This window comes from Microbacterium sp. LWS13-1.2, from assembly GCF_040144835.1.
Taxonomy (GTDB): Bacteria; Actinomycetota; Actinomycetes; order Actinomycetales; family Microbacteriaceae; genus Microbacterium.
Genome location: NZ_CP151632.1, coordinates 307272 through 326054 on the forward strand (window position 1 = coordinate 307272; position 18783 = coordinate 326054).

Sequence of the window (18783 nt, forward strand, 5' to 3'; positions counted from 1 at the left end):
CGAACGTTTCTCTCACAGCCCGGGCGGCAGAGGTGTGAGAACGGCAGGCCCGCCGCACGCATACCGGCCGCCGACACTGGGCGCCACCCCGAACCTCCGTTCCCCCGCGCCCGCTAGGGTGAAGGCCCCGCCGAAATGGAGGTCGCATGCAGATCTGGCCCGGTTCCCCGTACCCGCTGGGGGCGACGTTCGATGGCAGCGGAACCAACTTCGCGCTCTTCAGCGAGGGCGCCGATCGCGTCGAGCTCTGCCTCTTCGACGACGACGGCACCGAGACCCGCGTCGACCTCGTCGACGTCGACGCCTTCGTCCATCACGGCTATATGCCTTCCATCCAGCCGGGACAGCGCTACGGCTATCGCGTGCACGGCGAATACGACCCGGCCACGGGCAAGCGGTTCAACGCGAACAAGCTGGTGCTCGACCCCTACGCCAAGGCGGTGGAGGGTCAGGTGCGCTGGGGTCAGGCCGTGTTCGGCTACGACTTCGGAGAGCCCGACTCGCGCAACGACGAGGATTCCGCGTCCCACCAGATGATGGGCGTCGTCGTGAACCCGTACTTCGACTGGAGCGGCGACCGGCAGCCCAAGACGCCGTACGCGGAGTCGTTCATCTACGAGGCCCACGTGCGAGGGCTCACGAAGCTGCACCCGGCGATTCCCGAGGAGATCCGCGGCACCTACAGCGCGATCGCGCACCCCGCGATCATCGAACACCTCGAGAAGCTCGGCGTGACGGCCATCGAGCTCATGCCGGTCCACCAGTTCGTCAACGACTCGGGACTCGAGGAGAAGGGCCTCTCGAATTACTGGGGCTACAACACCATCGCGTTCTTCGCTCCGCAGAACACCTACTCCTCGAGCGGCCAGCGCGGCCAGCAGGTGCAGGAGTTCAAGGCCATGGTCAAGGCACTGCACGCCGCGGGGATCGAGGTGATCCTCGACGTCGTGTACAACCACACCGCTGAGGGGAACCACCTCGGCCCGACGTTGTCGATGCGCGGCATCGACAACGAGGCGTACTACCGTCTCGAAGACGACGACAAGCGCTACTACACGGACTACACGGGGACCGGGAACAGCCTCAACGCCGGCAACCCGCACACGCTGCAGCTCATCATGGACTCGCTGCGGTACTGGGTGCTCGAGATGCACGTCGACGGCTTCCGCTTCGATCTCGCCTCCACGCTCGCGCGCGAGTTCTACGAGGTCGACCGCCTGTCGACCTTCTTCGAGCTGGTCCAGCAGGATCCCGTGGTGTCCCAGGTGAAGCTCATCGCCGAGCCGTGGGACGTGGGCCCCGGCGGCTATCAGGTCGGCAACTTCCCGCCGCAGTGGACGGAGTGGAACGGCAAGTACCGCGACACCGTGCGCGACTTCTGGCGGGGCGAGCCCGCGACCCTCGGCGAGTTCGCGTCGCGACTCACCGGCTCGTCGGACCTCTACGAGCACTCGGGGCGCCGGCCGGTGGCATCCATCAACTTCGTCACCGCGCATGACGGCTTCACCCTGCGTGATCTCGTCTCGTACAACGAGAAGCACAACGAGGCCAACGGGGAGGAGAACCGCGACGGCGCCGACGACAACCGCTCGTGGAACTGCGGCGTCGAAGGGCCCACGGACGATCCGGACGTGCTGGCGCTGCGCGCCCGCCAGCAGCGGAACTTCATCGCCACGCTGATGCTGTCGCAGGGCGTGCCGATGCTGCTGCACGGGGACGAGCTCGGCCGCACTCAGGGCGGGAACAACAACGGCTACGCGCAGGACAACGAGATCACCTGGGTGGACTGGTGCGCGCCCGACCAGCCGCTCCTCGAGTTCACGGCGGCTCTGGCGCGGCTGCGCCGCGAGCACCCGACGTTCCGTCGCCGTCGCTTCTTCGATGGGCGCCCGGTGCGTCGCGAAGAGGGGGCGCCGATCCCCGACATCGTGTGGGCACGTCCTGACGGTTCGCAGATGCAGCCCGAGGACTGGGGTTCGGGGTTCGGTCGTGCTGTCGCGGTGTTCCTCAACGGCGGCGGCATCCGCGAGCGCGATCGCCGGGGCGAAGCGATCTCGGACCGCCACTTCATCGTGCTGTTCAATGCCGGAGACGACTCCGTCGACTTCCTGATCCCGGCCGTCGAGTTCAGCCCGGAGTGGGACGTGATCGTCGACACCGCGGGGGTTCACGCCAACACCGAGCCGATCGAGCCCGGGTCGACACTGGCGGTTCCCGCCCGGTCGCTGATGGTGCTGCGAGAGCACGAGCTGCCCGAGCCGGAGGTCGACCACTCCGTGGCGGCGTCGCTCGCGGCCGCGAATCCGGTCGGACCCGACGAGGTGCGCTCAGCCGCCCCGCGCGCAGAGCTCCAGCACTGAGAGGATCTGAAGAGCCATGCCGACGTCGCGACCAGCGTCCACGTATCGTCTGCAGATCCGTCCATCGTTCACGCTCGATGACGCCGTCGCGCTCCGCGAGTACCTGAGCGATCTCGGCGTCGACTGGGTGTACTTCTCGCCCCTCCTCACCGCTTCCCAGGGATCCGACCACGGCTACGACGTCGTCGATCCGACGTCCGTCGATCCGTCTCGCGGCGGCAGGGCGGCGCTCGAGCGCGCGGCCCACGCCTTCCACGAGGCCGGCCGGGGCATCCTGGTCGACATCGTCCCGAACCACGTCGGCGTCGCGCGCCCCGATGAGAACCCGTGGTGGTGGGATCTGTTGACACACGGTCGCCGGTCGCGCTGGGCTGCGGCCTTCGACATCGACTGGGACTTCGGCGGCGGAAAGGTGCGGCTGCCGGTCCTCGGCGAAGACGCCGCGCAGGCTGCGGCAGCCGGCACGCTCCGCGTCGAGGACGGCGAGCTCCGCTACTACGACCACCGGTTCCCGCTCGCGCCGGGCAGCACGCGATCCGACCCTGAGGACGTACTGGCCGTGCACGCGCGGCAGCACTACGAGCTCATGTCGTGGCGCCGAGAAGCCTTCGACCTCAACTACCGCCGGTTCTTCGGCGTCTCGAGCCTCGCAGCGATCCGTGTCGAGGACCCGGAGGTGTTCGAGGCGAGCCACGGCGAGATCGGCAGCTGGTTCGCCGACGGCCTGGTCGACGGCCTGCGGGTGGATCATCCCGATGGTCTGCGTGCTCCGGTGGAGTACCTGGAGCACCTCGACGCGCTCACCGGCGGCGCCTACGTCCTCGTGGAGAAGATCCTCGAGCACGGCGAGACATTGCCGCAGTTCTTCGCCGCCGACGGCACGACGGGCTACGAGGCGCTCGCGGCCATCGACCGCGTGCTCGTGGATCCCCGCGGCGAAGCGCACCTGGACGCCCTCGACGCACGGTTGCGCGAGCATTCGCGCCTGCCCGCCGCGCAGCCGTGGCCCGAGGTGATCGCGGCCACGAAGCGGGCGATCGGCGAGGGGATCCTGCGCTCCGAGGTGCGTCGGCTCGCCCGTGACCTCGGAGCGCCCGACGACGCCGCGACCGAGGACGCGCTCGTCGAGCTCCTCGCACGCTTCCCGGTGTACCGGTCGTATCTGCCGGCCGGCCGCGAGCACCTGGACGCGGCGGCCGCCGCCGCCCGCGCGCACCGCCCCGACCTGGCTGCGACGCTCGACGCCGTGCTCCCGGCGCTCGCCGACCCCCGGCATCCCGCCGCGCTGCGCTTCCAGCAGACCAGCGGCATGGTGATGGCGAAGGGGGTCGAGGACACGGCGTTCTACCGCGCGACGCGTCTCGGGACGCTCACCGAGGTCGGCGCGGATCCCTCCGTGTTCGCGCTGTCGGTCGGCGAATTCCACGCCGCCCAGGCGGCTCGGCACGCCGCCTGGCCGCACTCGATGACGACCCTCTCGACGCACGACACCAAGCGGGGCGAAGACGTGCGCGCGCGGCTCGCCGTGCTCTCCGAGATCCCCGAGCGGTGGGGCGAGGTGCTGGAGGGACTGGCGGATGCCGCCTCCACCGGCCACGGACCCTTCGACGCGCTGCTGTGGCAGGCCATCGTGGGTGCCTGGCCGGCATCCCGTGAGCGCCTGCACGCGTATGCCGAGAAGGCGGCGCGCGAGGCCGGCGAGGCCACCTCGTGGCTGGAGCCGGACGCGGGGTTCGAGCGCCGCCTCCACGCGGCGGTCGATGCGGCATTCGACGACCCCGCGGTGGCGGCGCGCCTGGAGTCCTTCGTCTCCGAGATCGAGGGCGCCGGCTGGTCGAACGCGCTGTCGGCGAAGCTGCTGCAGCTCACCGGTCCGGGTGTCCCCGACGTCTATCAGGGCAGCGAGCTGTGGGAGCAGAGCCTCGTCGACCCCGACAACCGCAGGGCCGTCGACTTCGACGAACGCCGCCGGCTGCTGTCGCGCATCGACGCGGGTGAGCAGCCGATCGTCGATCGGAGCGGTGCGGCGAAGCTGCTCGTCACCTCTCGCGCCCTGCGGCTGCGTCGCGACCGCCCCGACCTGTTCACGCGCTACACGCCCATGACGGTGGTCGGCTCCGCCGCCGAGCACGCGATCGCGGCCGACCGCGGCGGCGCGGTGGCGGTGGCGACGCGCCGCCCGGTCGGACTGGCGCGCCGCGGTGAGGCGACCGGATCCACGTGGGGCGACACGGTCCTGCTGCGGCACGCCGGACCCACCACCGACGTGCTCACCGGGCGGTCGTTCACCGGCCACATCGCGTTGGCGGAACTGCTCGACGTCTATCCCGTCGCGCTGCTGATCACGGCGGAGCCGTCATGATGCCCGAAGTCTGGGCTCCGCGGGCGACGACGGTGGCGCTCCGCGCGCCCGGGCGGGGTGCCGACACGCCGATGACTCACGTCGGCGGGGGCTGGTGGCGCGCCGGCGTCGAGCTGGAGCACGGCGACGAGTACGGCTTCGTCCTGGACGACGCGACGGTGGCACGGCCCGATCCGCGATCACGGCGCCAGCCTCGCGGCGTGCACGAGCTGAGCGCCGTCTTCGAGCCCGGCATCCACGAATGGAACGACGGCTCGTGGACCGGGCGGCAGCTCGCCGGGGGAGTGGTCTACGAGCTGCACATCGGCACCTTCACGCCCGAGGGGACATTGGATGCCGCCGCCCGGCGGCTCGGGCACCTCGTCGAGCTCGGCATCGACTTCGTCGAGCTGCTGCCGGTCAACGGCTTCAACGGCGTGCACAACTGGGGCTACGACGGCGTGCTCTGGTACGCGGTGCACGAGCCGTACGGAGGTCCGGCCGCCTATCAGCGCTTCGTCGACGCGTGCCATGCGGCCGGGCTCGGCGTGATCCAGGACGTCGTCAACAACCACCTCGGCCCGAGCGGCAACTATCTGCCCGAGTTCGGACCGTACCTGCGCGACGCGGAGTCGAACACCTGGGGGTCCTCCGTCGACCTCGACGAAGCCGAGGTCCGGCGCTACATCGTCGAGAACGCGCTGATGTGGCTGCGCGACCACCACGTCGACGGCCTGCGGCTCGACGCCGTGCACGCCCTGAAGGACGACGGCCCCGTCCACATCCTGCAGGAGCTCGCGGAATCGGTCGACGCGCTGAGCGCTCACCTCGGTCGGCCGCTCACGCTGATCGCGGAGTCCGACCTGAACGACGCCCGGCTGATCTCGGCGCGCGAGGCCGGCGGATACGGGCTCACGGCGCAGTGGAACGACGACTACCATCACGCGCTGCATGTCGCCCTGACAGGAGAGACCACCGGCTACTACGCGGACTTCGCCTCCCTGGAGGCGCTGGCGAAAGCAGCCACGCGGGGCTTCTTCCACGACGGCACGTGGTCGTCCTTCCGCGGTAGCGCGCACGGTCACCCCATCGACGCGTGCATCCCCGCCTGGCGGCTGGTGACGTTCTCGCAGGACCACGATCAGATCGGCAACCGGGCGGCCGGCGACCGCCTCTCCCAGACGCTCGACGAAGGCGGTCTCGCGATCGCCGCGGTCCTCACGGTGCTCGCACCGTTCACGCCGATGCTGTTCATGGGCGAGGAATGGGCGGCCTCCACGCCCTGGCAGTTCTTCACCTCGCACCCCGAACCCGAGCTGGGCGCGGCCACCGCCCGCGGCCGCAAAGCGGAGTTCGCCCGCATGGGATGGGACGAGTCCCTCGTGCCGGATCCGCAGGATCCCGAGACCTTCCGGCGCTCCACCCTGCGCTGGGAGGAGAAGGATGCCGGCACCCACGCGCGTGTGCTTGCGCTGTACCGGGAGCTCCTCGCGCTGCGACGGGCGCGCCCTGAACTCACCGACCCCGACTTCCGCCACATCGCGGCCACGGCCGACGACGGCGCGCGCTGGTTCCGGCTCGAGCGCGGCAGCACAGAGATCGTCGTGAACTTCTCGACCGAGCTCCTGCGCCTGCCGGTGAGCGGCGCGCGGCGGATACTGCTGTCGACCGATCCGGCAGCGTCGGCCGCGGAGAAGACGCTCGCGCTGCCGCCGCGCTCAGCGCTGGTCGTCGCGACCGGGACGGACTGAGGTCAGCGGACGCCGAGCCACGAACGGTCCGAGAGCACGATCGGGCCGTCCTCGGTGATCGCGACGGTGTGCTCGGAGTGGGCGCCCCGCGACCCGTCGGCCGAGCGCAGCGTCCACCCGTCCGGGTCGGTGATGAGCTCGTCGGTCGTCTGCAGGAACCACGGCTCGAGGGCGAGCACGAGCCCGGCCCGCAGCGGGTAGCCGCGCCCGGCCTTGCCGTCGTTGGCGACGTGCGGGTCGCCATGCATCTCACGACCCACGCCGTGCCCGCCGAAGTCCGTGTTGATGGAGTAGCCGTCGCCGTGGGCGACGGCGGCGATGGCCGCGGAGATGTCGCCGATGCGGTTGCCCACCGTCGCCGCCGCGATTGCGGCATCCAGCGCCCGCTCCGTCGTGTCGATCAGCGCGAGATCCTCGTCACGCGGTGTGCCCACGACGAACGAGACGGCGGAATCGGCCACCCAGCCGTCGATCGACACGGCGAAGTCGAGCGACACCAGATCGCCGTCGCGCAGTGTGTAGTCGAAGGGCAGTCCGTGCAGCACCGCGTCGTTGACCGAGGTGCAGATGACCTTGCCGAAGGGGCGGGCGCCGAACGACGGGTGGTAGTCGATGTAGCACGACTCGGCGCCGGCCCGGCGGATCAGCTCGTGGGCTCGGCGGTCGATCGCCAGGAGGTTCGTGCCCACCTTGGTCTCGTCGCGCAGCGTCGCGAGCGTCTCGGCGACGAATCGCCCGGCGGGCTTCATCGCCTCGATCTCGGCAGGGGTGCGCAACTCGATCATGTGGAGCTTCCTCTCAGTCCTCCTCCATTCTGTCGGACTCGGCACCACCGGGCTGGGAGGATGCCCCGTGGCACGCGGAACCGCGCCGTCACCCGCATCGGCGGCGTACCATCAGAGGCATGTGGCTGCGTCGCGTGTTCTTCGGCTGGCTCATTCCGGCGGCCTTCCTGCTGCCGCTGTGGCTCTTCGTCGGGTGGGCCGTCTTCAATGCGGGCGGCTGGGCGTTCCTCTGGGTGCTGTTCCTCGCGATCCCCGGCGTGTTCGTCTGGCAGCTGATCCTCACGCTGCTGGTGCGGGCGCGCGGTACGGTCCGCGCCCATCGCGCCGTCTCGTGGTGGGACGTTCTCGGGTTCACCGTCTGGCACGGGCTCGTGATCTCGCTCGGCTTCTTCGCCGAGGCATGGTGGGCTCCGGTGATGGTCGTGACGATCCTGGCCGGTGTCGGGTTGTTCTGGCTCGAGCTGTGGCAGCTGTGGAGCGAGGCCCGGCCGTCGCGATTCGTCCTGCGCACAGCCGACGGCGTCGCCTACATTCCGGCGCCGGCCGACGAAGGGTACGTCGCCGAGCGCGACGTCATCATCATCTCCGAGAAGCAGACGCCGCCCGCGAGCTGACGCGTTTTGGCCGGGTGCGGCATCCATGGCAGAATGGTTGTTTGTGCCCTGACCGGTTCTGCCTCAGGGGAATCAGCTGAACGGCGTCACGCCGGAGGCCTGCGGCACACCGAGTCCTTCACCTTACTTCCCGCGGTCGACCTGTGGCGGCCGCAGAGAGAGACGATCATGCAGATCCTCGACGCCGTCGATGCGGCTTCACTCCGCTCCGACATCCCCGCCTTCAACGCCGGCGACACCGTGAAGGTGCACGTCAACATCACCGAGGGCAACCGCTCGCGTATCCAGGTCTTCCAGGGCGTCGTCATCGGCCGCTCGGGCGACGGCGTGCGCGAGACCTTCACGGTCCGCAAGATCAGCTTCCAGGTCGGCGTCGAGCGCACCTTCCCGGTGCACTCCCCGGTCATCGACCACATCGAGGTCGTGACCCGTGGTGACGTGCGCCGCGCGAAGCTCTACTACCTGCGCAACCTCCGTGGCAAGAAGGCCAAGATCAAGGAGAAGCGCGACAACTGACACCAGCTGCCTGCAGCGCTGTCTCGAGGCCCCGGACGCTTGCGTCCGGGGCCTCGTCCGTTCTCCGGACGGGCCGGAATGTGCGACCCTTGAAGGCGGGTCGCCGCGACCGTCGGCGCCCGCGAAGGAACTCCATGACGACCGAGAAGTCGGCTCCCGCCGAGCCGGCCCCCGGGGCCGAGCCCGCAGCGACCATTCAGCCGCGTCGTCGGGGCTGGCTCGTCTTCCTGCGCGATGTGATCGTGATCATCCTGATCGCCGTCCTCGTCTCGCTCATCGTGAAGACGTTCATCGTCCGATCGTTCTACATCCCCTCCGGTTCGATGGAGGACACCCTTCACGTCAAGGACCGCATCCTCGTGGACGAGATCACCCCGCGGTTCGGTGCCTACGAGCGGGGCGACATCGTCGTGTTCCAGGATCCCGGCGGCTGGCTGCCGCCGAGCACGGAGCCCGCCCGCCCGCCGATCGTCGAGGGGGTGGAGTGGGTGCTGTCGCTCGTGGGTCTCGCCGCGCCCGACAGCGACGACCACCTCGTCAAGCGCATCATCGGGCTCCCGGGTGACCACGTCGTGTGCTGCAACGCGATCGGTCAGATCACGGTCAACGACGTGCCCATCAACGAGAGCGTGTACATCAAGCTGCCGGCGGGGGAGTCGGCGGCATCCGGCGACCCCTTCGACATCGTCGTGCCCGAGGACAGTCTCTGGGTGCTGGGCGACAACCGCTACCGCTCGAAGGACTCGCGGTACAACACCGACCAGCCGGGCAAGGGCTTCGTGCCGATCGACAACCTCGTCGGCCGCGCCTTCCTCGTGACCTGGCCGTTCGACCGGTTCGGTTTCCTCGACTTCCACCACGACGTGTTCGCCGGCGTTCCCGCGCCGGAGCCGGAGGGCGGCGCGAAGTGACCGTCGCCGAGCCTCGTCTCACGCTCGAGCGGCGGCTCCTGCGGGAGCACGCGCTCGTCATCGCGTGCGACGAGGTCGGCCGCGGTGCGCTGGCCGGTCCGGTCGCCGTCGGCGCGGCGGTGGTCGACGCCCCCCGCTCCCGCAAGCGGATCCCGCAGGGGCTCCGCGACTCGAAGCTGGTCCCCGAGCCCCGGCGCGCCGACGTCGCGGCACGGGCGGCGTCGTGGGTCGCAGCGAGCGCGGTCGGCTGGGCGAGCTCGGAGGAGATCGACGAGATCGGGATCATGCGCGCACTCGGGCTCGCCGCCATCCGCGCAATCGCCGACCTGCGTGCTCACGGGGTCGTCCCCGAGGATGCGATCGTGATCCTCGACGGCAACTACGACTACATCCGCCCCGCCGGCGCATGGGGGCTGACGGTGCAGCCGGTCATCAAGGCCGATCGCGACTGCGCTTCGGCGGCGGCGGCATCCGTCATCGCCAAAGTCGCGCGCGACAGTCTCATGACCGAACTCCACGACGAGCTTCCGGCCTACAACTGGGCGCGTAACAAGGGCTACGCGAGCCCGGACCACCGCGAGGCCATCCGCACGCACGGAATCAGCCGACACCATCGCGCGTCCTGGTCGATCGCGGACGCGCCGACGCTCTTCTGAGCGTTCGCCACGCGCGGAGCGGCGTCGCGGCATCCGTTCACGCCCATAGGATGGGAGCACCATGGATGACGAGGTCTTCGAAGACTATGACCGCGAACTCGAACTCGCGCTCTACCGCGAGTATCGCGATGTCGTCTCGCAGTTCCAGTACGTGATCGAGACGGAACGGCGCTTCTACCTCGCGAACGAGGTCAACGTCGTGCGCCGCGACACCGAGCACGACTTCTACTTCGAGATCTCGATGTCGGACGTGTGGGTGTGGGACATCTACCGCGCCGACCGCTTCGTCAAGGCGGTGCGCGTGCTCACCTTCAAGGACGTCAACGTCGAAGAGCTGTCGCGCCGGGACTTCCACCTGCCCGAAGAGCTCTCGCTCGACACCTGAGCCACAGGCTCCTCCCCAGCCCCCGCGATCCCGGGACCGCACGTCGGTTCTGAACGGATGCCGCCGCCGCGCGTCCGCGCGAGGTTCGCGCGCGCGACGATGCCTGAATGGCAGACAAAGACGTGCTCGGCCGTGCGGGCGAGGACCGCGCCGCACGGTACTTCGAGACCCAGGGCTTCACGGTGCTCGCGCGCAACTGGCGAAGCCGTGAGGGCGAACTCGACCTCGTGGTGGCGGACGGCGCCGCGGTGGTCGTCGTCGAGGTCAAGACACGGCGCGGCGAGGAGTTCGGGCACCCCTTCGAGGCCATCGACGCTCGCAAGCGCGTACGGCTGTGGCGGCTCGGCGTCGCATGGGCGAGTCAGCACCGCGAGCTCGTGCAGGGGCGCCGGTTGCGCATCGACGCGATCGGGCTCACGGGCACGGAGCCCTCGACGGCTCGCCTGGAACACCTCGTCGACGTGGAGGTGCCGTGAGCGTCGCGCGCACGTGGGCCGTCGCGCTCGTCGGTGCCGAGGGCGAGTGCGTCGAGGTCGAGGCGGACCTGTCGCAGCAGACCCCGGAGTTCCGCATCATCGGCCTGCCCGACAAGGCACTGGGCGAGGCGGTGCAGCGCGTTCACAACGCGTGCGCCAACAGCGGCACGCCGCTGCCCCGGCGACGGCTGACCGTGAACCTGTCACCGGCGAGCCTGCCGAAGCAGGGATCCGGCTTCGACATCGCGATCGCAGTCGCGTCTCTCGCGACCGAGTCGTCGATGGATGCGGCCTCGGTCGCGTCGGCCGTGCACATCGGGGAACTCGGCCTCGACGGGCGCCTGCGCCCCGTCCCCGGTGTGCTGCCCGCGGTGGTCGCTGCCCGGCGGGCAGGCCATCGGCGGATCGTCGTGCCCTACGCCAACGGCGCCGAGGCGGCGCTCGTCGGTGGGATGGACGTGCTCGCCGCCGTCAACCTCGCACAGGTGGTGGCCTGGCACGGCGGTGACGTCGAGGTCGCCGACGAAGATCCCGTCGCCCTGCCGGACGACGAGCGGACACCCGAGCCCGTACTCGATCTCGCCGAGGTGATCGGTCAGCGCGATGCCGTGGATGCGCTCATCGTCGCAGCGGCCGGCGGGCACCACCTGCTGATGTGCGGACCGCCCGGTGCCGGCAAGACCATGCTCGCGCGACGGCTGCCCGGCATCCTTCCCGAACTCGACGACGGTGCGGCGCTCGCGAGTGCGTCGATCCGCAGCCTCGCGGGCTCGCGCGTGATGGAGCTGTCACGAACGCCCCCGTTCGAGGCGCCGCATCACAGCGCGAGCGTCGCAGCTCTCGTGGGCGGGGGTTCCCGCCTCATCCGGCCGGGCGCGATCGCGCGCGCCAGCGAGGGCGTGCTGTTCCTCGACGAGGCCGGCGAGTTCGCGGCGAGCGCGCTGGACGCGCTGCGGCAGCCGCTGGAGTCCGGGTCCATCACGATCCATCGCGCGGGGGCATACGCACGATACCCGGCACGCTTCCAGCTAGTCCTGGCCACGAACCCGTGCCCGTGCGGGGACTACGGGATCCGCGGCGGCACCTGCACGTGCCCACCGGCCGCGATCCGCCGCTACCTCGGCCGGCTCTCCGGGCCGCTGCTGGACCGCATGGACATCGAGCTGACCCTGACCAGGGTCTCCGTCGCCCAGCGCGGCCGCGGACCGACGATCTCGACCGCGACGGCGCGCGATCGGGTCGCGGAGGCCCGTGCGCGCGCACGTCACCGGCTGCAGGCAACGCCCTGGCGAGTGAACGCCGATGTGCCGGGGACCTGGCTCCGCGAGGGACCGGTCGCCCCGCCGCCCGTGATCCGCCGCCCGCTGGATGCCGCGCTGCACCGTGGTGCGCTGACGCTGCGCGGCTACGATCGCGTGCTGCGGGTCGCATGGTCGCTGGCCGACATCGACGGGCGAGCGCAGCTGAGTGCCGAGCATGTCGGGCGGGCGCTCTACCTGAAGAAGGGTCTGGCGCTGTGACCGCTTTCGACCTGGGCGCCGACGCCGCGGGGCGTGCGCTCGCACCGCTGGGCGTCCACCAGAGCGCCGACGCGGCCCGTGAGCGCTACGCGACCGCGGTGTGGTGCCACCTGATCGAGCCCGGCGACTCCGTGGCAGGGCGCATCGTCGCCGCTCGCGGTGCCGCGCCCGCGCTGGAGGCGGTGCTGGCCGAAGGGACGCTGGCAGAAGTCACCCCGCGGGAACTGGCCGAGGGCCGTAAGCGGTGGCTGCCGCGGCTTTCGGCGCGCGTGGTCGCGGACTCCTTCCTCACGGCCGCGGCGCGCGGCGTCCGCCTCGTGACGCGGGCCGATCCCGAGTGGCCCGCCCAGCTGGATGACCTCGAGGCGCACGCGCCGCTGTGCCTCTGGGTGCGCGGCGATGCCTCCGCCCTCCGCCGTCTCGACGCCTCCGTCGCCATCGTCGGCGCGCGCGCCGCGTCGCGCTACGGAGAACATGTCGCGATGGAGCTCGCGGCCGAGCTCGCCGGTGACGGCATCGCGGTGGTGTCGGGCGGCGCATACGGCATCGACGGGTCCGCGCATCGCGCGACACTGTCGGCGGGCGGTCTGACGGTCGCACTGCTCGCGGGCGGCGCGGACCGCTCGTATCCCGCCGGGCACGCAGGGCTGATCGACGACATCGCCCGGCACGGTGTCGTGGCGAGCGAAGTGGCGTGCGGCTCCGCTCCGACGAAGTGGCGCTTCCTCCAGCGCAATCGGCTCATCGCCGCGCTATCGGCGGCGACGGTGGTGGTGGAGGCCGGCTGGCGCAGCGGATCGCTCAACACCGCCGGCCATGCGGCGACGCTGTCGAGGCCGCTCGGCGCGGTCCCGGGCCCGATCACCTCGGCCACCTCCGCGGGCACGCACCGCCTCATCCGCGAGTACGGCGCGCAGTGCATCACCGGGGCGGATGACGTCCGTGAGCTGCTGGGACTGGCCACTGCGAACGGTGCCGGAGCGGCTCGGATGCCCGGCCACACCGGCGACGCGACGCGCGTGGTGGATGCGATGAGCACGCGCGCCTGGCGACAGCCCGGCGATATCGCGCGCCGCGCGGGGATGGCGGCCGACGCCGTCGAAGGCGTACTCGGTCTGCTGCAGCTCGACGGATCCGTGGAGGCCGGCGCGGAGGGATGGAGGTTGCGACGGGCGGGGGCGTGACGAGCGCGCGGTCGTCACGAGTGCTCAGCCGTGTCTAGCGCTACCGTGCCAGGCCAGCGCGTTGACGTGGCGTCCCTCTGTGTCCGGCGCTCCGCTCGGCTGGCGGGGGAGAGCGAACCGCGCGGTGCGTCGCAGCGCCGCGTACCCCTCGTCGAGGCGCAAGCTGGAGGCGTGGAGATCGTCGACGCAGCGGAGACGTACCTGCGCCACCTGGCGGAGGTACGTCGACTGTCGCCGGCGACGGTCCGTGCGTACCGCTCGGATCTCGCCGGGCTGGCCGTCGCGTGCGGCGACGTCGATCTCGCCGTCGTCGACCTCGAGAACCTCCGTGAGTGGCTGTGGCAGGCCGTGCAGCGGGGCGACAGCCGCGCCACCATCGCACGGCGGACGGCCGCTGTGCGCGGCTTCTTCGCCTGGGCGACCGAGACGGGCGCCGTGGCATCCGACCCCAGCCTGCGGCTGGTCGCGCCCAAGCGCGGCCGCACACTGCCGAAAGTCGCGACCGCCGATGCGCTGGCAGGGGTCCTGGAGCGGCTCGCTTCCGCGGCCGCGGAAGGCGACCCGCTGGCGCTGCGCGACCACGCGATGCTCGAGCTCCTGTACGGGGCCGCGGTGCGCGTCTCCGAGCTGTGCGGACTGGACGTCGGCGATCTCGACCCCGAACGTCGCACGGCTCGCGTGTGGGGCAAGGGCTCCAAGGAGCGCGTCGTCCCCTTCGGGCTCCCCGCGTTGCGTGCGGTCGATGCGTACCTCGTGCGGGGCCGGCCCGTGCTCGTGGCGCGTCGAGTCGACGCGCCTGAGGCAGCCGCCCTGTTCCTCGGCGCGAGAGGCGGTCGCATCGGACCTCGTGCGGTCTACGACCTGGTGTCTCGCGAGCTCGGGCCCGAACTCGGCGCTCAGGTGGGGCCCCACGCGCTGCGGCACTCGGCGGCGACGCATCTGCTCGACGGCGGCGCCGACCTCCGTGCCGTCCAGGAGATACTCGGCCACGCGAGCCTCGGAACCACGCAGATCTACACCCACGTCTCGAGCGAGCGGCTGGCGGCGTCCTACCGTCTCGCCCACCCGCGCGCCTGAGCAGGCGGGCTCTCAGCAGCAGGGCAGGAGCACCGCTCGCGGCACGCCGCCGAGCAGCACGAGGGGGTTGATGTACCGGCCATCGAGGCGCACGCCGAGATGCAGCGCGCCGGGCGCGGTGTGACCGCCTGCGGAGACGCGCCCCACAGCGGCACCGGCAGCCACCGGCGCGCCGGCGACGAGTGTGGACTCCACGGGCTCGAGAGTGGAGACGAGTCCATCGCCGTGGTCGATCGTCAGAACACCACGTCCGGCCACCTGGCCGGAGAAGGCGACCGCGCCCGCCGCGGGGGCGGAGACGCCGTCCTCGCCGAGGACGGCGAGGTCGATGCCCCGGTGGCCCGGGCCGTACTCGTGGGGTGGGGCGACGAAGGGACGCTCGAGGCGGAACGCGTCCACGGGCCACAGCCAGTCGCGCGCGAGAGCAACCGACCCGCCGTCCGCGGAACGCCCTGCCGGACCGTCGGGGTCATCCGGGTTCGATGCCGACGCGGTCACAGGCACTGCGGCGATCCACACGACGAGCGCGAGCGCCGCTGCCGCACGAAATCGCGGGAGTGGAGCCGGGGCGATGGTGCGCATCACCTGACCCTGCCGCACGCCGTTCGGGCGCGATGGCCCCCGTCGCGGACCCGTGGAGAACCGTCGCCTTCGCCCTGCGGGGGAGGAGGCTCGGCCCGGTCGCCTGCTGATACACTGGATGCGCACTCCGCATGTCGGAGTGACTCCGCGTGCCCACAGCGCCACGCACCCCGAGTCTGACGGAGGGTGACGGCGCGGCATCCACTCCCAACGGTCCCTGCGAACGCTCATGAGCGGGCGCTGGGTGGGAATGTGCCGGGCACCAGGCTCGCCGGCTCCACGCCGGCGCGAGAACAACCGCAACAGGCGCGCACGCGCCGGAACAGGAGAACGGCCATGGCCGTCGTCACCATTCGCCAGCTGCTCGACAGCGGCGTGCACTTCGGACACCAGACCCGCCGGTGGAACCCGAAGGTCAAGCGCTTCATCCTCACGGAGCGCAGCGGCATCCACATCATCGACCTGCAGCAGTCGCTGACGTACATCGACAAGGCGTACGAGTTCGTCAAGGAGACCGTCGCGCACGGCGGCACCATCCTCTTCGTCGGCACCAAGAAGCAGGCGCAGGAAGTCATCGCCGAGCAGGCGACCCGCGTGGGCCAGCCCTACGTCAACCAGCGCTGGCTGGGCGGTCTGCTCACCAACTTCTCGACCGTGTCGAAGCGTCTTGCCCGCATGAAGGAGCTCGAGGAGCTCGACTTCGAGGACCCGGCCGCGAGCGGCTTCACCAAGAAGGAGCTCCTCCTCAAGAAGCGCGAGCTCGACAAGCTGCACAAGTCGCTCGGCGGCATCCGCAACCTCCAGAAGACCCCCTCGGCCATCTGGGTCGTCGACGCCAAGCGCGAGCATCTTGCCATCGACGAGGCGTCGAAGCTCGGCATCCCCGTGATCGGCATCCTCGACACGAACGCCGACCCCGACGAGTTCCAGTACCCGATCCCCGGCAACGACGACGCGATCCGCTCGGTGGGCCTGCTCACCCGCATCATCGCCGACGCCGCCGCGGAGGGCCTGATCCAGCGCCACCAGCCCACCGACGAGACCGCTGACGCGGAGCCTCTCGCCGACTGGGAGCGCGAGCTGCTCGAGCAGGGCGCGCCCGTCGAGACCGACGTCGCCGAGGTCGAGACCATCGCGACCGAGTCGGCCGCCGACGAGGCCGGCGCCGAGGCTGCTGAGGCCGTCGAGACCGCTGTCGCCGCTGAGACCGATGAGGTCGTCGAGACCGCTGAGGCCGCTGACGCTGCCGAGGTCGCCGAGGCGACCCCCGCCGAGTAAGCCTCACTCACACTCCGCCTCGGCGGGATCGTCCTGGCCTCACGGCTGGACGGTCCCGCCGAGGCATCCACGAGAACTCACGAGAATCAAGGAGCCGCCACCCATGGCAAACTTCACGATCGCCGACATCAAGGCCCTGCGCGAGCAGCTAGGCACCGGCATGGTCGACACCAAGAAGGCGCTCGAGGAGGCCGACGGCGACCTCGAGAAGGCCGTCGAGATCCTGCGTCTGAAGGGCGCGAAGGGCAACGCCAAGCGCGCCGACCGCTCCACGAGCGAGGGACTGGTCGCGGCCAAGGAGGTCGACGGTCAGGTCACGATCATCGAGCTCAACACCGAGACAGACTTCGTCGCGAAGAACGAGCGCTTCATCGCCCTCGCCGACAAGGTGCTCGACGCCGCCGCTGCCGCTCACGCCGACTCGGCCGAGGCTGCGCTGGCCGCGCCCGCCGGCACGCAGACGGTCGCCGAGCTCATCTCGGACGAGGCCGCCATCATCGGCGAGAAGGTCGAGCTGCGTCGGGTGAGCACGCTCTCGGGCGACAACTTCGAGATCTACCTCCACAAGACCAGCAAGGACCTGCCGCCGCAGGTGGGCGTCGTGCTCGCCTACTCGGGCGACGACGCCGAGACGGCGCGCAGCATCGCGCAGCACATCTCGTTCGCCAACCCCTCGTACCTGTCGCGCGACGAGGTCCCCGAGGCGGATGTCGACAAGGAGCGCGAGATCGTCACCGAGATCTCGCGCAACGAGGGCAAGCCCGAGGCGGCTCTTCCGAAGATCGTCGAGGGCCGCGTCAATGCGTTCTTCAAGCAGGTCTCGCTTCTCGACCAGGACTACGCGAAGGACAACAAGCAGTCGGTCGCGCAGGTCGCGAAGGCCGCCGGTCTGACCCTGACGGGCTTCGCCCGCTACAAGGTCGGCGCCTGATCCATTGAGAAGGCCCGCATCGGCAATCCGATGCGGGCCTTTTCTCATGCCCTTCGGTAGTTTGTCGTAGACGAGAGGACCACAGTGATCAACGAGAACACCGGGCGCCGCCGCGTCCTTCTGAAGCTGTCCGGCGAGGCGTTCGGTGGGGGGCAACTGGGTGTCAACCCCGACGTGGTCAGCCAGATGGCGCAGGAGATAGCCGCCGCGGTCGACCGCGTCGAGATCGCCGTCGTCGTCGGAGGCGGCAACTTCTTCCGCGGCGCCGAGCTCAGCCAGCGCGGCATGGACCGCGGTCGCGCCGACTACATGGGCATGCTGGGCACCGTGATGAACGCCCTGGCCCTCCAGGACTTCCTCGAGCAGGCGGGCGCCGCCACGCGCGTGCAGTCGGCCATCTCGATGACCCAGGTCGCCGAGCCGTACATCCCACGGCGCGCAGAGCGGCACATGGAGAAGGGCCGGGTCGTGATCTTCGGCGCCGGCGCAGGCCTGCCGTACTTCTCCACCGACACCGTGGCCGCCCAGCGAGCGCTCGAGATCGACGCGCAGGAGGTCCTCGTCGCGAAGAACGGCGTGGACGGGGTCTACACGGCCGACCCGAAGAAGGATGCCTCGGCCACGCTGATCGATCGCATCACGTACCTCGACGCGCTGCAGCGAGGCCTCAAGGTCGTCGACTCGACCGCTTTCAGCCTCTGCATGGACAACCGCATGGACATGCGGGTGTTCGGCATGGAGCCGGCGGGCAACGTGACGAAGGCGCTCCTCGGCGAGCCCATCGGCACGCTCGTCACGGCGTGACGACGCTGCCGCCGATACACTTGACCAGCCCCATCTACCTGAAGGAGACACTGTGATCGCGGACGTCTTGGCCGATGCCGGAGTGCGCATGGACCGCGCTGTCGAGGGTGCGAAGGAGGACTTCGCGACGGTGCGCACCGGACGCGCGAACCCGCAGCTGTTCCAGAAGGTCCTCGTCGACTACTACGGCAGCCCGACGCCGCTCGCGCAGCTCGCGTCGATCAACAACCCCGAGGCGCGCACCCTCCTCATCACCCCGTACGACAAGTCGGCGCTGAAGGCGATCGAGCAGGCGATCCGCGACATCCCGAACCTGGGGGTGAACCCGACGAACGACGGCAACCTCGTGCGCGTCACGATGCCGGAGCTCACCGAGGAGCGTCGCAAGGAGTACGTCAAGCTCGTGCGCGGCAAGGGCGAGGATGCCAAGGTGCATGTGCGCGGCATCCGCCGCAAGGCCAAGGACGACATCGACGCCCTCAAGGGCGAGGTCGGCGAGGACGAGCTCGCCCGCGCCGAAAAGGAACTCGACGCGCTGACGCGCGCCCACGTCGACGGGATCGACGACGCGCTCAAGCGCAAAGAGGCCGAGCTCCTCGAAGTCTGAGGTCT

The 18783-nt window shown here is 70.4% G+C and carries 18 protein-coding genes; 16 read left to right on the forward strand and 2 right to left on the reverse strand.

From position 1 onward, the window contains the following. Positions 1–146 precede the first annotated feature (146 nt). From glgX to treZ, 3 genes are read left to right on the forward strand one after another with little or no spacing between them, the layout of a single operon-like run. Entirely contained in the window at positions 147–2360 is a 2214-nt protein-coding gene (glgX, locus tag MRBLWS13_RS01470) for a glycogen debranching protein GlgX (protein ID WP_349427326.1), read from the forward strand. Between the two features lie 16 nt (positions 2361–2376). Continuing rightward, a complete protein-coding gene (gene treY / locus MRBLWS13_RS01475) occupies positions 2377–4722 on the forward strand; it encodes a malto-oligosyltrehalose synthase (RefSeq protein ID WP_349427327.1) in 2346 nt (781 codons plus the stop codon). Beyond that, a complete protein-coding gene (treZ, locus tag MRBLWS13_RS01480; protein WP_349427328.1) occupies positions 4719–6452 on the forward strand; it encodes a malto-oligosyltrehalose trehalohydrolase in 1734 nt (577 codons plus the stop codon). Before treY ends, treZ begins: the two co-directional genes overlap by 4 nt. Before the next feature lie 2 nt (positions 6453–6454). On the opposite strand, the gene map is transcribed toward treZ, so the two are convergent. Continuing rightward, entirely contained in the window at positions 6455–7237 is a 783-nt protein-coding gene (map, locus tag MRBLWS13_RS01485) for a type I methionyl aminopeptidase (protein WP_349427329.1), read from the reverse strand. Positions 7238–7356: 119 nt separating this feature from the next. On the opposite strand from map, the gene MRBLWS13_RS01490 reads away from it, so the two are divergent. From MRBLWS13_RS01490 to MRBLWS13_RS01530, 9 genes are all read left to right on the forward strand, one after another. Beyond that, entirely contained in the window at positions 7357–7851 is a 495-nt protein-coding gene (locus MRBLWS13_RS01490; RefSeq protein WP_349427330.1) for an MFS transporter permease, read from the forward strand. Positions 7852–8019: 168 nt separating this feature from the next. Beyond that, positions 8020–8367 carry a 50S ribosomal protein L19 gene (rplS, locus tag MRBLWS13_RS01495; RefSeq protein WP_179432961.1) on the forward strand — a complete coding sequence of 116 codons (348 nt, stop codon included), beginning with the start codon at positions 8020–8022 and terminating at the stop codon, positions 8365–8367. Between the two features lie 134 nt (positions 8368–8501). Next, on the forward strand, positions 8502–9278 hold the full coding sequence (lepB, locus tag MRBLWS13_RS01500; protein WP_349427331.1) for a signal peptidase I: 777 nt from the start codon (positions 8502–8504) through the stop codon (positions 9276–9278). Next, a complete protein-coding gene (locus MRBLWS13_RS01505) occupies positions 9275–9934 on the forward strand; it encodes a ribonuclease HII (RefSeq protein ID WP_349427332.1) in 660 nt (219 codons plus the stop codon). The genes lepB and MRBLWS13_RS01505 overlap by 4 nt, the downstream gene beginning before the upstream one ends. Before the next feature lie 61 nt (positions 9935–9995). Continuing rightward, positions 9996–10319, forward strand: coding sequence for a DUF2469 family protein (locus tag MRBLWS13_RS01510; protein ID WP_045297888.1), 324 nt, complete (start codon positions 9996–9998; stop codon positions 10317–10319). A gap of 107 nt (positions 10320–10426) precedes the next feature. Beyond that, the gene (locus MRBLWS13_RS01515; RefSeq protein ID WP_349427333.1) at positions 10427–10795 is read left to right on the forward strand and encodes a YraN family protein; all 369 of its coding nucleotides are present in this window, start codon (positions 10427–10429) and stop codon (positions 10793–10795) included. Continuing rightward, complete coding sequence (locus tag MRBLWS13_RS01520) at positions 10792–12315, forward strand: YifB family Mg chelatase-like AAA ATPase (RefSeq protein ID WP_349427334.1); 1524 nt, start codon at positions 10792–10794, stop codon at positions 12313–12315. The genes MRBLWS13_RS01515 and MRBLWS13_RS01520 overlap by 4 nt, the downstream gene beginning before the upstream one ends. Further along, entirely contained in the window at positions 12312–13499 is a 1188-nt protein-coding gene (dprA, locus tag MRBLWS13_RS01525) for a DNA-processing protein DprA (RefSeq protein ID WP_349427335.1), read from the forward strand. Before MRBLWS13_RS01520 ends, dprA begins: the two co-directional genes overlap by 4 nt. A gap of 171 nt (positions 13500–13670) precedes the next feature. Beyond that, positions 13671–14576, forward strand: coding sequence for a tyrosine recombinase XerC (locus tag MRBLWS13_RS01530; protein WP_349427336.1), 906 nt, complete (start codon positions 13671–13673; stop codon positions 14574–14576). A gap of 12 nt (positions 14577–14588) precedes the next feature. Here the strand turns inward: MRBLWS13_RS01530 and MRBLWS13_RS01535 are convergent, their stop codons facing one another. Next, positions 14589–15158 carry a M23 family metallopeptidase gene (locus tag MRBLWS13_RS01535; RefSeq protein ID WP_349427337.1) on the reverse strand — a complete coding sequence of 190 codons (570 nt, stop codon included), beginning with the start codon at positions 15156–15158 and terminating at the stop codon, positions 14589–14591. Positions 15159–15494: 336 nt separating this feature from the next. Here MRBLWS13_RS01535 and rpsB point away from each other — a divergent pair, with 336 nt between their 5' ends. The 4 genes from rpsB (at position 15495) to frr (ending at position 18778) form a co-directional block, all read left to right on the forward strand. After that, positions 15495–16436: a 30S ribosomal protein S2 gene (gene rpsB / locus MRBLWS13_RS01540; protein ID WP_349427338.1), complete on the forward strand. Its 942-nt coding sequence runs from the start codon at positions 15495–15497 to the stop codon at positions 16434–16436. Positions 16437–16539: 103 nt separating this feature from the next. After that, positions 16540–17367 (forward strand): translation elongation factor Ts, encoded by an 828-nt coding sequence (gene tsf, locus MRBLWS13_RS01545; RefSeq protein WP_349427339.1) that lies wholly within the window; start codon positions 16540–16542, stop codon positions 17365–17367. A gap of 84 nt (positions 17368–17451) precedes the next feature. Continuing rightward, positions 17452–18171, forward strand: a complete 720-nt coding sequence (gene pyrH, locus MRBLWS13_RS01550; protein ID WP_331911736.1) for a UMP kinase — start codon at positions 17452–17454, stop codon at positions 18169–18171. Positions 18172–18223: 52 nt separating this feature from the next. Beyond that, entirely contained in the window at positions 18224–18778 is a 555-nt protein-coding gene (frr, locus tag MRBLWS13_RS01555; RefSeq protein WP_349427340.1) for a ribosome recycling factor, read from the forward strand. Positions 18779–18783: the final 5 nt, after the last annotated feature.